We start from the raw sequence: 14,807 nt of genomic DNA, 5'->3' as shown, positions 1-14,807 counted from the left end.
CACAGGCTGATTCCATGCACCCCACTGCGTCACATCTTGCGCCCCGCGCCCGCCACCTGCTGCGGACGCTGATCGCCCGCCACATCCAGGACGGCGAGCCGGTTGGCTCGCAGACACTGGCGCGGCTGGCCGGGCTGGATGTCAGCCCGGCCACCATCCGCAACATCCTGGGCGACCTGGAAGACCTGGGCCTGCTCAGTTCGCCGCATACCTCGGCCGGGCGGGTGCCCACCGCGCACGGCTACCGGGTGTTCGTGGACAGCCTGGTCAAGATGCAGCCGCCCGGCGAGGGCGAGCTGAGCCGGCTGCGCACCGAACTGGCCAGTGGCAGCGGCACCCAAGCCCTGCTGGGCAGTGCCTCGGAGCTGTTGTCGGCGATGAGCCACTTCGTTGGCGTGGTCAGCGCGCCGCGGCGTGAACAGTTCGCCTTCCGGCATATCGATTTCGTGGCGCTGGACGCGCGCCGGGTGCTGGCCATCCTGGTGTTTGCCGACAACGAAGTGCAGAACCGGGTGATCGAGCCCCGCCGCAGCTTCGGCCCCGGCGAGCTGGAACAGGTGGCCAACTATCTCAATGCCAACTGCGCCGGGCGGCCCTTGTCGGAGATCCGCCAGCGGCTGCTGCTGGAGCTGCGCGACGCGCAGTCGGAAATGGAGCAGCTGCTGGCCCACGGCATCGAGCTGGCCGAACAGGCGCTGGTGCCGCCGGCCGACGACATGGTGCTGGCCGGCGCGACCCGGCTGATGGGCGTGCAGGACCTGTCCGACCTGGAGCGGCTGCGCGAGCTGTTCGAGGTGTTCGCCAGCAAGCGCGAGATCCTGCAGCTGCTCGAGCGCACCATCCAGGCCCCGGGGGTGCGCATCTTCATTGGCGAGGAGACCGGGGTGATGCCGCTGGAAGGGGTGTCGCTGGTGACCGCGCCGTATTCGGCCGGTGGCCAGGTGCTCGGCGTGCTGGGGGTGATCGGGCCCAAGCGCATGGCCTATGACCGCATGATTCCGCTGGTGGAGGCCACCGCCCAGGTGCTGGGCGCGGCGTTGGCCGACCCGGCCGGCGGCGGATTGTCCCGCGATCGCACATAAAACCCACCGCTGGACTCTTGAAACGGGACCCCGCGCCCACATAGGGGTGGGTGGAGGCGGAGAGTCACCGCCAAGGATCCGGAAATGAACCAAGATCAGCCTGATATCGCATCCCAGAATCCCGCCGGTGAACCGGCTGCCGAGCCGTCCCTGCAGCAGCAGCTGGACAGCCTGCACAATGAAGTGGCCCTGCTGCGCGCCGAATCGCTGCGCGAGCGCGCCGACCTGGACAACCAGCGCAAGCGCGTGGCCCGTGACGTCGAACAGGCCCGCCGCTTCGCCAACGAAAAGCTGCTGGGCGAGCTGCTGCCGGTGTTCGACAGCCTGGACGCCGGCCTCAACAGCGCCGGTGCCGAGCCCAGCCCGCTGCGCGAAGGCCTGGAACTGACCTACAAGCAAATGCTCAAGGTCGCCGCCGACAATGGCCTGACCCTGCTCGACCCGACCGGCCAGGCCTTCAACCCGGACCATCACCAGGCCATCAGCCAGGTCGACGCGCCCGGCGCGGCGCCCGGCAGTGTGGTCCAGGTGTTCCAGAAGGGCTACCTGCTCAACGATCGTCTGCTGCGCCCGGCCCTGGTGGTCGTGGCCCGCGACTGATCCAGGCATCGGCTGGCCGGTCATTGGCCAGCCGGGCAGAGCCCGGCTCTACGGACGCTGAACACGTTGGGCCGCCATCGGACACTGTGTTTGGTGGGTGGCTTGAAAGTCCTCCCGGCGTCCCACACATCCCATTCATAACCCGGCAACTGCCGGATGTTCCCCGACATTTCAGGAGTCTCCCTCATGGGCAAGATCATTGGTATCGACCTCGGCACCACCAACTCGTGTGTGGCGATCATGGACGGCGGCAAGGCCCGCGTCATTGAAAACGCCGAGGGTGACCGCACCACCCCGTCCATCGTCGCCTACACCAAGGACGGCGAAGTGCTGGTCGGCGCCTCGGCCAAGCGCCAGGCCGTCACCAACCCGAAGAACACCTTCTACGCCGTCAAGCGCCTGATCGGCCGCAAGTTCACCGACGCTGAAGTCCAGAAGGACATCGCGCACGTGCCTTACGGCATCCTGGCCCACGACAACGGCGACGCCTGGGTCCAGACCAGCGACGCCAAGAAGATGGCCCCGCAGGAAATCTCCGCCCGCGTGCTGGAGAAGATGAAGAAGACCGCCGAAGCGTACCTGGGTGAAACCGTCACCGAGGCCGTGATCACCGTGCCGGCCTACTTCAACGACAGCCAGCGCCAGGCCACCAAGGACGCCGGCCGCATCGCGGGTCTGGAAGTCAAGCGCATCATCAACGAGCCGACCGCCGCGGCGCTGGCCTATGGCCTGGACAAGGGCGACAACAAGGATCGCAAGATCGTGGTGTACGACCTGGGCGGCGGCACCTTCGACGTCTCGGTGATCGAGATCGCCAACGTCGACGGCGAGAAGCAGTTCGAAGTGCTGGCCACCAACGGTGACACCTTCCTGGGCGGCGAAGACTTCGACAACCGCGTCATCGAGTACCTGGTCGACGAGTTCAACAAGGACCAGGGCATCGACCTGCGCAAGGATCCGTTGGCCCTGCAGCGCCTGAAGGACGCCGCCGAGCGCGCCAAGATCGAGCTGTCCAGCGCCCAGCAGACCGAAGTGAACCTGCCGTACGTCACCGCGGACGCGTCGGGCCCGAAGCACCTGAACATCAAGCTGACCCGCGCCAAGCTGGAAGCGCTGGTGGAAGAGCTGATCAAGAAGTCGATCGAGCCGTGCCGCGTGGCGTTGAACGACGCCGGCCTGCGCTCGAGCGACATCAGCGAAGTGATCCTGGTCGGCGGCCAGACCCGTATGCCGAAGGTGCAGCAGGCCGTCACCGAGTTCTTCGGCAAGGAACCGCGCAAGGACGTCAACCCGGACGAAGCCGTGGCATTGGGTGCGGCGATCCAGGGCGGCGTGCTGGGCGGCGACGTCAAGGACGTGCTGCTGCTGGACGTGACCCCGCTGTCGCTGGGCATCGAAACCATGGGCGGTGTGTTCACCAAGATCATCGAAAAGAACACCACCATCCCGACCAAGGCCTCGCAGGTGTTCTCCACCGCCGAGGACAACCAGTCGGCCGTGACCGTGCACGTGCTGCAGGGTGAGCGCGAGCAGGCCCGCTTCAACAAGTCGCTGGCCAAGTTCGACCTGTCCGGCATCGAGCCGTCGCCGCGCGGCATGCCGCAGGTGGAAGTGTCCTTCGACATCGACGCCAACGGCATCCTGCACGTGTCGGCCAAGGACAAGAAGACCAACAAGGAACAGAAGGTCGAGATCAAGGCCGGTTCGGGTCTGTCCGAGGACGAGATCGCGCGCATGGTCGCCGATGCCGAAGCCAACCGCGAAGAAGACAAGAAGTTCCATGAGCTGGTCCAGGCCCGCAACCAGGCCGACGCGCTGATCCACGGTACCCGTACCGCGATCACCGAGCACGGCAGCAAGGTCGGTGGCGATGTGATCGGCAAGGTCGAGTCGGCCCTGGCCGACCTGGAAACCGCCATGAAGGGCGACGACAAGGCGCAGATCGAAGCCAAGTCGAAGGTGCTGGAAGAAGCCGGCCAGGCGCTGTTCGCTGCATCGGCCGCAGCCGATCAGGGCGGTGCTGCGCCGGGCCCGGACGCCGGTGCCAACAACGGCGCGCACGACGATGTGGTCGACGCCGAGTTCACCGAAGTCAAGGACGACAAGAAGTCCTGATCCGGCCCAGACACGGGGCGTTGCGCAGGCGACGTCCCGTTGTCGTTTTCCCTGGGTCCTGGCAGCCGTAACACGGTTTGTCGGGGCGCCCGACGAAAGAGCGGACCTGGTTCCGCTCTTCCGCTTTGACGAATCCCGACCTCCGGATACCGATTCAAGTTATGAGCAAGCGCGACTATTACGAAGTGCTGGGCGTGTCCCGCACCGCCAGCGAAGAAGAGCTGAAGAAGTCCTATCGCCGCTGTGCGATGAAGTTCCACCCGGATCGCAATCCGGGCGATGCGGCGGCCGAAGCCTCCTTCAAGGAGTGCAAGGAAGCCTACGAAACCCTGTCTGACACCAACAAGCGCCGCATGTACGACGCCCACGGCCACGCTGCGTTCGAGCATGGGATGGGTGGCGGCGGTGGTGGCCCGGGTGGTCCGGACATGGGCGACATATTCGGTGACATCTTCGGCAACATCTTCGGCGGTGCCGCCGGCGGTGGTCAGCGCCAGGCCCGTCGCGGCGCCGATGTCGGCTACGTGATGGAGCTGGACCTGGAAGAAGCGGTGATGGGCGTGGAGCGCCGCATCGAGATTCCGACCCTGGCCGAGTGCGACGACTGCGATGGCAGTGGGTCCGAAGACGGCAAGGTGGACACCTGCAGCGTGTGCCATGGCCACGGCCAGGTGCGCATCCAGCGCGGCATCTTCGCCATGCAGCAGGCGTGCCACAACTGCAACGGGCGCGGCAAGATCATCCAGACCCCCTGCAAGACCTGCCACGGCAACGGCCGTGTGGAGGAAGACAAGGTGTTGTCGGTGAAGGTGCCTGCGGGCGTCGATACCGGCGACCGCATCCGCCTGTCGGGCGAAGGCGAGGCCGGTCCGGCCGGCACGCCGCCGGGCGACCTGTACGTGGAAGTGCGGGTGCGCGAGCACGCGATCTTCCAGCGCGACGGCGACGACCTGCACTGCGAGGTGCCGATCCGGATTTCGCAGGCGGCCCTGGGCGATACCGTCCGCGTGGCGACCCTGGGCGGTTATGCGGAGATCCGCATTCCGGCCGAAACCCAGACCGGCAAGCTGTTCCGCCTGCGTGGCAAGGGTGTGCGTTCGGTGCGCAGCCGCAGCGAAGGCGACCTCTACTGCCGCGTGGTGGTGGAAACGCCGGTCAACCTGACCACCGAGCAGCGCAAACTGCTGGAACAGTTTGAAACCACCTTCACCGGCGAAGAAGCGCGCAAGCACTCGCCGAAGTCGGCGACGTTCATCGACGGCGTGAAGGGCTTCTGGGACCGGATGACCTCGTAAGCGAGGCCGGTTCCTGCGATGTAGCTCAAGGCCCGCTGGCAACAGCGGGCCTTTTTTTGTGTACGCAGACCGGTAGAGCCGCCCCATGGGTGGCTGCGCCCATGGGTGGCTGCACGCGGTATCAGGTTGGTCGACAGCCACCCATGGGGTGGCTACCCGGGGGCGCGCCGGGCGTAAAATGGCGGCATGAACGAATCCCTCGAAAGCCATCTGGTCCATGGACGCCGCCAGCGCCCGGACGGTCCGTCGCCGGTCGACGTCATTTCGGTGCAGTCGCAGCTGGTGTACGGCTATGCCGGCAACAGCGCGGCGGTGCCGCCGCTGCGCGCGCTGGGCGTGCGGGTGGCCGAAGTACCGACCACGCTGCTCAGCAATGCGCCGTTCTATCCGACCACGCGCGGTCGCGTGCTGCCGGCCGACTGGTTCGCCGAGCTGCTGCTCGGCGCCAGCGAACGCGGCCTGCCGCAGCGCGCCCGCATGCTGGTGTCCGGCTACTTCGGCAGCGTCGGCAATGGCGCGGCCTTCGCCGACTGGCTCGACCAGGTGCTGCCCACCGCGCCACAGCTGCGGTACTGCCTGGACCCGGTGATCGGCGACACCCACACCGGCCCCTATGTCGAACCCGGCCTGGAAACCATCTTCGCCGAGCGGCTGCTGCCGCATGCCTGGCTGGTGACCCCCAACGCCTTCGAACTGGGCCGCCTGACCGGCATGCCCAGCCTGGCCGAAGACGATGCCATCGCCGCCGCGCAGGCGCTGCTGGCGCGCGGGCCGGAGTGGGTGCTCGCCCACAGCGTGGGCGGCGAACCGGGCCAACTGGTCACGCTGGCGGTGAGCCGCGAGGCGATCTGGCGCTGGTCCTCGCCGCACCTGCCGGTGGACGTGGCCGGCACCGGCGACGTGCTGATGTCGCTGCTGGTGGCTTTCCTGCTACGGGGCGAATCGTTCGAGCAATCGATCTCGCGTGCGATCGCCGGCGTGCACGTGGCGCTGGAAACCACGCTGGCCAATGGTCACGAGGAGTTCGACGTGCTGGCCGCCGCACCGGCCGCGTTGGCGCTGCCGCAGCGCTTCGTGCCCGAGCGCATCGCGTGACCGCACGGGTAGTGGGCATCGTCGGCAGTGCCGGCGCGTATGGCCGTTGGCTGCGGGGTTTCCTGCAGCAGCGAATGGGCGTGGAGGTGATCGGCCACGATCCCGCCGACCCGCAGTCGCACACGCCCGACCAGCTGCTGGAGCAGGCCGATGTGCTGGTCTTTTCCGCGCCGATCCGGCACACCCCGGCGCTGATCGCCGACTACGTCGCGCGGTCGGCCGGGCGCGAAGCCGGTCGTCTGTGGCTGGACGTGACCTCGGTGAAAAGCGCGCCGGTGGCCGCGATGCTGGCCTCGCAGGCCGAGGTGGTGGGCCTGCATCCGATGACCGCACCGCCCAAGGCGCCCACGCTGAAAGGCCGGGTGATGGTGGTCTGCGAGGCGCGCCTGGCGCGCTGGCAGCCGTGGGTGCAGCAGTTGTGCGACGCGCTGGAAGCCGAATGCGTGCGCGCCACGCCCGAGCACCACGACCAGGTGATGGCGCTGGTGCAGGCGATGGTGCATGCCACCCACCTGGCCCAGGCCGGCGTGCTGCGCGAGTACGCGCCGCTGCTGGGCGCGCTGCCCGCGTTGATGCCGTACCGCTCGGCGTCGTTCGAACTGGACACGGCGATCATCGCGCGGATCCTGTCGCTGAACCCGGCGATCTACGAGGACATCCAGTTCGGCAACCCGCACGTGGCACCCATGCTGGACCGGCTGCTGGCCCAGCTGCAGCAGCTGCGCGCGCAGGTCGGGCAGGGCGATGATGCCGCGCGTGCGGCGTTCCGCCAGCAGCTGCTGCTGGACAACCGTGACAGCCAGGGCGAGACGGTGCTGGCCGAAGGCAACTACACCTTCGAACGGGTGGGCTATCTGCTGGCCGACCTGACCGAGCGCAATGCCATCAGCGTGCACCTGCCCGAAGACCGGCCCGGTTCGCTGCGCGAACTGCTGCACGTGTTCGAGCGGCACGCGGTGAGCCTGGCGTCGATCCACTCCTCGCGCACGCCAGGCGGGGAAGTGCACTTCCGTGTTGGCTTCGTGGCCGGCAGCGATGTGCAGGCGCTGCAGCGCGCCGCCGTGGAAATCGATGCCACCGGGATCGGCCGGGTTCTGCCGCGCTGACGTGTTGCAACGCCGCATTCATCCACAGGGGGTGTGGATGAGTTGCGCACAAACGTGTGGATAACCGCGCGCAGCCGTTGCAGGCAAAGGCTGTCAAGATGGCTGGTCATAAAATGACCAGCCTGTCGCAAACTTTTTTCGGTCGCGCCGATCCGCCGCGTCGCGCGCTCAGGTGGTGAGCGTCAACTCACCGCCACGGGTGCGGAATTGGCGGCCATCGCGGACCAGGTGGCGGCCATCGGCCAGCTCGTAACGGACGTTGGCGTCCGCGGGCGCAGCCGACGCTGCGGCGGCGGCCTCGTCCTGCTTGAACTCGATGATCACGTAGCTTTCGCCCGTGGCGTCGGTGGCGGGAAACTGTCGAAACGACATGAAGCACCTCCTGCAGTGGCATCGACCTGTGACCTGCGCACCATGCAACCGGGAGCGTTAGCGGTGCGTCATCAATCGATGAACTGCAGCCGTGCCAGCTCCGCGTACAGCCCACCCTCGGCCAACAGTTGTTCGTGGGTGCCCTGGGCGATGATGCGGCCGTGGTCCATCACCACGATGCGGTCGGCCTTGAGCACGGTGGCCAGGCGGTGGGCGATGACCAGCGTGGTGCGCCCCGCCATCAACCGTTCCAGCGCCTGCTGCACCGCGCGCTCGCTCTGCGCATCGAGTGCACTGGTGGCCTCGTCGAGCAGCAGGATCGGGGCATCCTTCAGCAGCGCCCGTGCGATCGCGATGCGCTGCTGCTGGCCGCCGGACAGGCGCGCACCGCGCTCGCCCAGCTCGCTCAGGTAACCGTCGGGCAGTGCCTGCAGGAACTCGTCGGCTTCGGCGGCCTCGGCGGCGCGCTGCACCTCGTCATCGCTGGCTTCCAAGCGGCCGTAGCGGATGTTGTCCAGGGCGGTGGCGGCAAACAGCGTGGGCTGCTGCGGTACCAGTGCCATCTGCGCGCGCAGCTGCGCCGGGTCGACCTGGCGCACATCCACGCCGTCGACCAGGATGCTGCCGGTGGCCGGATCGTGGAAGCGCAGCAGCATCGACAGGACCGTGCTCTTGCCGGCGCCGGACGGGCCTACCAGGGCAACCGTCTCGCCGGGCCGCACATGCAGGTCGAACCCTTCCAGCGCCGCGGTGTCCGGGCGCTGCGGGTAGTGGAACACCACGTTGTCGAAGCGGATCTCGCCCCGCAGCGGCAGCGGCATCGCCACCGGGTTGGCCGGTGCGGTGATCTCGATGTCTTCCTGCAGCAGTTCGGCGATCCGTCCCATGCCGCCGGAGGCGCGTTGCAGCTCATTCCAGACCTCGGCCAGCGCGCCGACCGAGCCGCCGCCGATCATCGCGTACAGCACGAACTGGCCCAGCGTGCCGGCCGTCATGCGGCCGTCGTTGACATCGTGCGCGCCCAGCCACAGCACCCCCACGATGGCACCGAACACCAGCACGATCGCGGTGGCGGTGACGATCGACTGCGCGCCGATGCGGCGGCGCGCGGCCTTGATCGATTCGGCCAGCGCGACGTTGAAACGGCCACGTTCATAGGGCTCGCGTGCGTGCGCCTGCACGGTGCGCACCGCGCCCAGGGTTTCGGCGGCCAGGCTGTTGGCGTCGGCGACGCGGTCCTGGCTGGCGCGGGAGATGTTGCGCAGGCGGCGTGCGCCGATGATCACCGGCAGCACCGCCAGGGGAATGCCCAGCAGCGACCACACGGCCAGACGCGGGCTGGTGACAAACAACATCACCAGGCTGCCGATCACGGTGATGCTGCTGCGCAGGGCCACCGACATGGTCGAACCGATCACGCTGCGCAGCAACTCGCTGTCGGCGGTCAGCCGGGACACCAGTTCGCCGCTGCGGCTGCGGTCGTGGAAGCCGGCGCCCAGGGTGATCAGATGGGTGTAGAGCTGGCTGCGCAGATCGGCCACGACCTTTTCGCCCAGCAACGACACGAAGAAGAAGCGCGCGGCGGTGGCCAACCCCATCACCACCGCGACCAGGAACAGCAGGCCGAACGCGCGATTGATCTGGCCGTTGTTGTTGAAGCCATGGTCGATCATCAGCTTGACCGCCGGCGGCAGGCTCAGCGTGGCCGCCGACGATACCGCCAGGGCGATCAGCCAGGCAGTGAACAGCCCCGAATGGCGACGTACGAACGGCCACAGCGTGCCCAGACTGCCCAGGCGGCGCAGCGCGGGGGTCGGGGCGGGGGTGGTCTCAGTCATCAAGGGGGCCTGGTTCGGTGCATCGTTGGATGCGGATACGATCACGGGTGGCGTCGCGGAGGCGGTTTTTCAACGGCTCGGCCTGGTCGGCCGGCAATTCAACCCGCAATTCGACCCCGGACGGGGTAAAGGACTCATCGAGTTTCTCGGCCGCGTGGCTGGACAGCGCGGCATGCAATGCGCCCAGGTCCTCGAACGCGGCCTGCACGTGCAAGCGGGTCAGGGCCACAAGCGGCAGGCGCGGTGCGGTACGCAGGCATTCGGCTGCCGTGCCTCCGTAGGCCCGGACCAGACCGCCGGCGCCCAGCTTGATCCCACCGTACCAGCGGATCACCACCACCATTACCCGGTCGAAGCCCTGGCCGTCGATGGCGGCCAGGATCGGTCGGCCAGCGGTGCCGGCCGGTTCGCCATCGTCACTGGAGCGGTACTCGCTGCCGTGCCGGTAGGCCCAGCAGTTGTGGGTGGCATCGGGGATCGCCACCTGCTGCAGAAACGCCAGCGCGGCAGCCGCCGTGTCGATCGGCGCCGCATGCGCGATGAAGCGGCTGTGCTTGATCTCCAGGCTGTGGCTGACGACGGTGGCGAGCGTATCGGGCATTCCCACCATTGTAGGTGACGACCGTCGGTCGTCACGTGCCCCTCAGTTGTCCAGCAGCTGGCGTACGTCGCGTGGTACGCGCGCTTCCGGGTACTGCTGCAGGTAGCGCTCCAGGCTGGCGCGCGCGGTATCGCGGTCGCCGGCATCGCGACGCTCGCGGATGCGCTTGAGCCACTGCTTGCGCGGCAGCAGGGCATCGGCCGCAACGGCCGCATCGACGGCGCTGGCCGACAACGCGCCGCCCACGGCCGGCGATGCCGCGCGTCGCATCACCCCGGGGGCGCCTTTCATCGGACGCGCCGCTTCGTTGGCCATCGGTGCGGGTGCGGCGGTGAGCGCCTCGTCGCGCGTCCGCGCGCCGGTCACGGTGACGGTGTCGTTGGGGCGCGCCTCTGCGCTGTCCATCACGTACGCGTCTGCACGCGGGGCAGCGGCGGCCTGCATCGGGGCGGCCGCGGGTGCCGGCGGGGCCGGCGGCATCGGCGGGGTTACTACCGACGGCGCGGGCTGTGCCGCCATCGGCCGCGGCACGTCGTGAGGTGGCGGAGGCGGCGCGTCGGCCACCGAGCGTTGCTTGGCCTGCGGCTGGGCCACCGGCGCAGCGGCGGCATCGGCCATCTCGGCAGCGGCCATCGCGGGGGCGGCAGCGTCGGCGGCCGGTGCCTGCACGGCATCCTCGGCGGGTGCGGGTGCGACCTCTGCCAGCGCGGGCGGGGTCGGGGCGTCGGGCTTGAGCTGCCAGGCGATGCCGACCGCGAACACCACCGACGCGGCCAGGCCCAGCGCGGCGGGCAGCCGCGACCGCGGCCGGCGCGGGATGGGCGCGGCCGCCTTGGGCGGTTGAGAGGCCGCCTCCGGGTCGCCGACAGGGACGGCCGTGACCACCGGTGCGGCCTGCACGGCCGCCCTGGCGGCCGCCAACACGGCGTCATCCAGCGCAGCCGACGGAGCGCTGGGCGCCGCACGGCCGAGCAGGCGCGCCAGTTCGCGTTCTTCGGGGGTCAGCGGATCCGAGCGGTTCATTCGGACAACCCCGCGCGCAGCTTGTCCATCGCATAGCGCAACCGTGATTTGACCGTTTCGCGGCCCACGCCGGTGATCTGTGCGATCTCTTCCAGGCTCAGTTCCTGCTCCAGCCGCAACTGCAGTACCTCGCGCTGTTCATCGGGCAGCTGTTCCATCGCCAGCTGCAGGCGCCGGCGTTGTTCGAACTCGGACAGCTGGCTTTCCGGGGTGCGGGTATCGCTCATGCGTGCCACCCGCTCGTCGGCGTCGCCGGGCGCTGGCGGACGGTGCCGCGCGGCGCGCCAGTGATCGTTGAGCCGATTGTGGGCGATCCGGAACAGCCACGTGGTGAAGGCGGCGTCGGGCTGCCAGCCGGCGCGCGCGGCGATGACCCGCTGCCAGACGTCCTGGAACATTTCGTCGGCCAGCGCGGCATCGCGCAGCTGGCGCAGCAGGAAGCTGTACAGGCGGCTGCGGTGGCGCGCATACAGGGTTTCAAACGCGCGCAGCTCCCCGCCGGCCCAGGCCAGCATCAGCGATTCGTCGGTTGGCAGGGCAGCGGCGTCCACGGCGCACAGGGTAAGCGCTGGGCCGCCGTCCGCATAGCGGGGCGGGGCGGCGAGGGCAGGCGACAGCAGGGGCGCGGGGACGGGGGACATGACCTGTTCAACGTCCGAACGTGCTGAACGGGGTTGTGGGCTTCCATTGCCCCCCGCCCGCCGCGTTATGCTCAGGGCACAGGGGAGGTGCCGGGCATCCGGCGCCAGAAGAGATCAGCATCGTGTCCAGCCAGGTAGCGACATCCGTGCGGCATTCCGATCATGACGCGGTGGTTTCCGCTGCGCTCGCGCAGGCGTTGGGCGCGCTGCTGCCCGGCGACGCGCAGGTGGCGCTGGCCTGGTCCGATCCGGGCCTGGGTGAAGGCTGCCAGGCCGATCCCGCCCCCGCGCAGGACCCCGCCGCGCTGCTGGAGGCGCTGCTCGGCGGTGCCACCGGGGCGGAGACCGCGCTGTGTCGCTGGCAGGACCATGGCAGCGAACTGGCGGTACAGGCGCTCACCGCCGACGGCGACGTGCCCGACCAGGCCTGGTGGGACATCGCCCGCCAGGCGCTGCAGGACGCCGTGGCACTGGCCCGGCAGCGGGCCCAGATCCGCTCGCTGGAGACGTCCAAACGGCTGCAGCAGGCGCTCTACGAGATTGCCGACCTGGCCGGCGCGGACCTGGAAATGGCCGACATGCTGCGCCACTTCCACCGCGTGCTCAATTCGCTGATGTACGCGCAGAACTGCTACATCGTCGAGTACGACGACGTGCGCCGACGGGTGCGTTTCCTCTATTTCGCCGACCAGCGCGACAGCTTCGTGGCCGACCCGGACCGCAGCTACGAAGAACACGAAATGCCGCGCAGCCTGACCTTCGCGCTGCTGCGCCACGGGCAGCCGCTGAGCGGGCCGTCCAACGAGCTGCTGGCGGCGATGAACGACGAATACGACCCCAGCCGCGGGCCGGAAAGCCTGGACTGGCTGGGCGTGCCGATGCTGCGCGAAGGCCGCGTGTGCGGGGCCATCGTGGTGCAGAGCTACGAGCACCGGGTGCGCTACAACGAGGCCGATCGCACCCTGCTGGGCTACGTCGCCCAGCACATCCTCACCGCGATGGACCGCCGCCAGGCCCAGGTGCAGCTGGAACGCCAGGTGGAGCGGCGCACGCTGGAACTGCAGCGCGCCAACCGCAGCCTGCAGGACGAAGTGGTGGAACGCCGCCGCGCCGAGAAGCTGCAGCTGGCATTGTTCAACATTGCCGAAATGGCGATGAGCGCCGAGAGCCTTGCCCAGTTCTACGTGCAGGTGCATGGCGTGGTTGGCACGCTGCTGGATGCACGCAATTTCTACATCGCGCTGGTCAACGAGGTCGGCGATGGGCTGGATTTCGTGTACTCGGTGGATGAGTACAACGCGTCGCGCGCGCCGCGTCCGTTCAGCCAGGGCCTGACCGAGTTCATCGTGCGCAACCGGCAGCCGCTGCTGGCCTCGCGCGAGCACATCGACGCCCTGCGCGACGCCGGGCGGGTACGCGAGTTCGGTGCGCGCTCGCATTGCTGGCTGGGCGTGCCGCTGCTGAGCGACGACGACGTGGTCGGGGTGATCGTGGTGCAGAGCTACTCGCCGGAGGTGAGCTTCACCGCGCACGACCAGCGCCTGCTCACCTTCGTGGCGCAGAACATCGGCAACGGCCTGGCCCGCCAGCGCGACCAGGAGCGCCTGCGCAACGCGCATGCCGAGCTGGAAAAGCGCGTGGACGAGCGCACCCGCGAGTTGGCCGAGGTGAACGACAAACTGCTCGGGCAGATCGGCGAACGCCTGCGCGCCGAGCAGCGCCTGACCCACCAGGCCATGCACGACGCGCTGACCGGGTTGCCCAACCGCCTGCACCTGCTGGACCGGCTGGAAGATGCCATCGCCCGCGCCCGGGTGCCCGACGGCCCACGCTTTGCGGTGCTGTTCCTGGACCTGGACCGGTTCAAGCTGGTCAACGACAGCATCGGCCACGCGGCCGGCGACCAGATGCTGGTCGAGGTGGCCAAGCGGATCGTATCGATGATCGGCCCGGGCGATGTGGTGGCGCGGCTGGGCGGCGATGAATTCGCGATCGTGCTGCAGTGTGACCACGGGCTGGATTCGGCCCGCGAGTTCGCGCAGCGGATGCTGGTGGCGCTGGAAGAGTCGATGTGGGTGAAGGGGCGCGAACTGTTTCCGTCTGGCAGCCTGGGCATCGCGATGTGGAACCCGCGCTACCGCAATGGCGAGGAACTGGTACGCGACGCCGACGCGGCGATGTACCGGGCCAAGGCGCAGGGCAAGGACCGCTGCGCCGTGTTCGACGAGGCCATGCGCGAGGAAGCCCTGCGCAGCCTGGACCTGGAAGCGGACCTGCGCCGGGCGATCATCAACCGTGACTTCCTGCCGTATTACCAGCCGATCGTGCGGCTGTCCGACGGCGCGGTGGTGGGCTATGAAGCCCTGCTGCGCTGGCGCCACGAACGCCGCGGGCTGCTGCTGCCCAGCGCGTTTCTCGACCTGGGCGAGGAAAGCGGGCTGATCGAGCAGGTGGACTGGCTGCTGTACGAAGAGGTGATCGGGCAACTCGCGCGGGGCGGCGAGGGCTATCTGTCGGTGAACGTGTCGCCGCGGCATTTCCGTTCGGCTGATTTCAGCACCCGCCTGTTCGGGCTGATCGAGGCGGCCGGTGCCGATCCCCATCGCCTGCGCCTGGAGATCACCGAAGTGGCGCTGCTCGACGACGGTCCGCGCACGCTGCGGATCCTGCAGACGCTGCGCGAGCGCGGCGTGCTGGTGCAGCTGGATGATTTCGGTACGGGCTTCTCGGCGCTGTCCTACTTGCACCGGTTCCCGATTTCGACGTTGAAGATCGATCAGAGCTTCATCGCCGGCCTGCACGGGCAGGACATGCAGAGCACCTACGCGCTGGTGCAGGGCGTGCTGTCGCTGGCCCGCACGCTGGGCATCGAAACGGTGGGCGAGGGCATCGAAAACGATGCCCAGCGCCAGACCCTGCTGCAGCTGGGCTGCGACTACGGCCAGGGCTACCTGCTCGGCCGCCCCGCCCCCATGGAAACCTTCGAAGCCCGGTWGTGCCGGCCGCTGGCCGGCACCCCCACATCACTGGATCAAGCGA

General features: G+C 68.6%; 11 protein-coding genes and 1 pseudogene. 7 read left to right on the top strand and 5 right to left on the bottom strand.

The features are described 5' to 3' along the window. Window positions 1-14: 14 nt before the first annotated feature. The 6 genes from hrcA to AC1DCJ_RS00840 all read left to right on the top strand — a co-directional run bounded on the left by hrcA (window position 15) and on the right by AC1DCJ_RS00840 (window position 7,293). Window positions 15-1,082, top strand: a complete 1,068-nt coding sequence (gene hrcA / locus AC1DCJ_RS00865; RefSeq protein ID WP_038688925.1) for a heat-inducible transcriptional repressor HrcA — start codon at window positions 15-17, stop codon at window positions 1,080-1,082. An 84-nt stretch (window positions 1,083-1,166) separates the two neighbouring features. Continuing rightward, a complete protein-coding gene (grpE, locus tag AC1DCJ_RS00860; RefSeq protein ID WP_478069869.1) occupies window positions 1,167-1,682 on the top strand; it encodes a nucleotide exchange factor GrpE in 516 nt (171 codons plus the stop codon). Window positions 1,683-1,868: 186 nt separating this feature from the next. After that, window positions 1,869-3,797, top strand: a complete 1,929-nt coding sequence (gene dnaK, locus AC1DCJ_RS00855) for a molecular chaperone DnaK (RefSeq protein ID WP_137189226.1) — start codon at window positions 1,869-1,871, stop codon at window positions 3,795-3,797. A gap of 161 nt (window positions 3,798-3,958) precedes the next feature. Next, complete coding sequence (gene dnaJ / locus AC1DCJ_RS00850; protein WP_038688919.1) at window positions 3,959-5,092, top strand: molecular chaperone DnaJ; 1,134 nt, start codon at window positions 3,959-3,961, stop codon at window positions 5,090-5,092. Between the two features lie 186 nt (window positions 5,093-5,278). Next, window positions 5,279-6,187, top strand: a complete 909-nt coding sequence (pdxY, locus tag AC1DCJ_RS00845) for a pyridoxal kinase (RefSeq protein ID WP_478069868.1) — start codon at window positions 5,279-5,281, stop codon at window positions 6,185-6,187. Next, entirely contained in the window at window positions 6,184-7,293 is a 1,110-nt protein-coding gene (locus AC1DCJ_RS00840; protein ID WP_448133448.1) for a prephenate dehydrogenase, read from the top strand. The genes pdxY and AC1DCJ_RS00840 overlap by 4 nt, the downstream gene beginning before the upstream one ends. 168 nt (window positions 7,294-7,461) lie before the next feature. Here the strand turns inward: AC1DCJ_RS00840 and AC1DCJ_RS00835 are convergent, their stop codons facing one another. The 5 genes from AC1DCJ_RS00835 to AC1DCJ_RS00815 form a co-directional block, all read right to left on the bottom strand. After that, window positions 7,462-7,665 carry a hypothetical protein gene (locus AC1DCJ_RS00835; RefSeq protein WP_137189229.1) on the bottom strand — a complete coding sequence of 68 codons (204 nt, stop codon included), beginning with the start codon at window positions 7,663-7,665 and terminating at the stop codon, window positions 7,462-7,464. A gap of 71 nt (window positions 7,666-7,736) precedes the next feature. Then, entirely contained in the window at window positions 7,737-9,503 is a 1,767-nt protein-coding gene (locus tag AC1DCJ_RS00830) for an ABC transporter transmembrane domain-containing protein (RefSeq protein ID WP_141058735.1), read from the bottom strand. Further along, entirely contained in the window at window positions 9,496-10,104 is a 609-nt protein-coding gene (locus tag AC1DCJ_RS00825; RefSeq protein ID WP_313243926.1) for an IMPACT family protein, read from the bottom strand. The genes AC1DCJ_RS00830 and AC1DCJ_RS00825 overlap by 8 nt, the downstream gene beginning before the upstream one ends. Before the next feature lie 42 nt (window positions 10,105-10,146). Further along, window positions 10,147-11,127 carry a hypothetical protein gene (locus AC1DCJ_RS00820; RefSeq protein WP_478069867.1) on the bottom strand — a complete coding sequence of 327 codons (981 nt, stop codon included), beginning with the start codon at window positions 11,125-11,127 and terminating at the stop codon, window positions 10,147-10,149. Continuing rightward, window positions 11,124-11,642: an RNA polymerase sigma factor gene (locus tag AC1DCJ_RS00815; RefSeq protein WP_244880244.1), complete on the bottom strand. Its 519-nt coding sequence runs from the start codon at window positions 11,640-11,642 to the stop codon at window positions 11,124-11,126. The genes AC1DCJ_RS00820 and AC1DCJ_RS00815 overlap by 4 nt, the downstream gene beginning before the upstream one ends. Before the next feature lie 272 nt (window positions 11,643-11,914). Here AC1DCJ_RS00815 and AC1DCJ_RS00810 point away from each other — a divergent pair. Beyond that, window positions 11,915-14,740: pseudogene (locus tag AC1DCJ_RS00810) on the top strand (bifunctional diguanylate cyclase/phosphodiesterase); the annotation flags it as partial. Between the last annotated feature and the right edge of the window lie 67 nt (window positions 14,741-14,807).

It is taken from the genome of Stenotrophomonas sp. 10N36, assembly GCF_056395005.1.
This window is presented reverse-complemented; position numbering and strand designations above follow the sequence as displayed.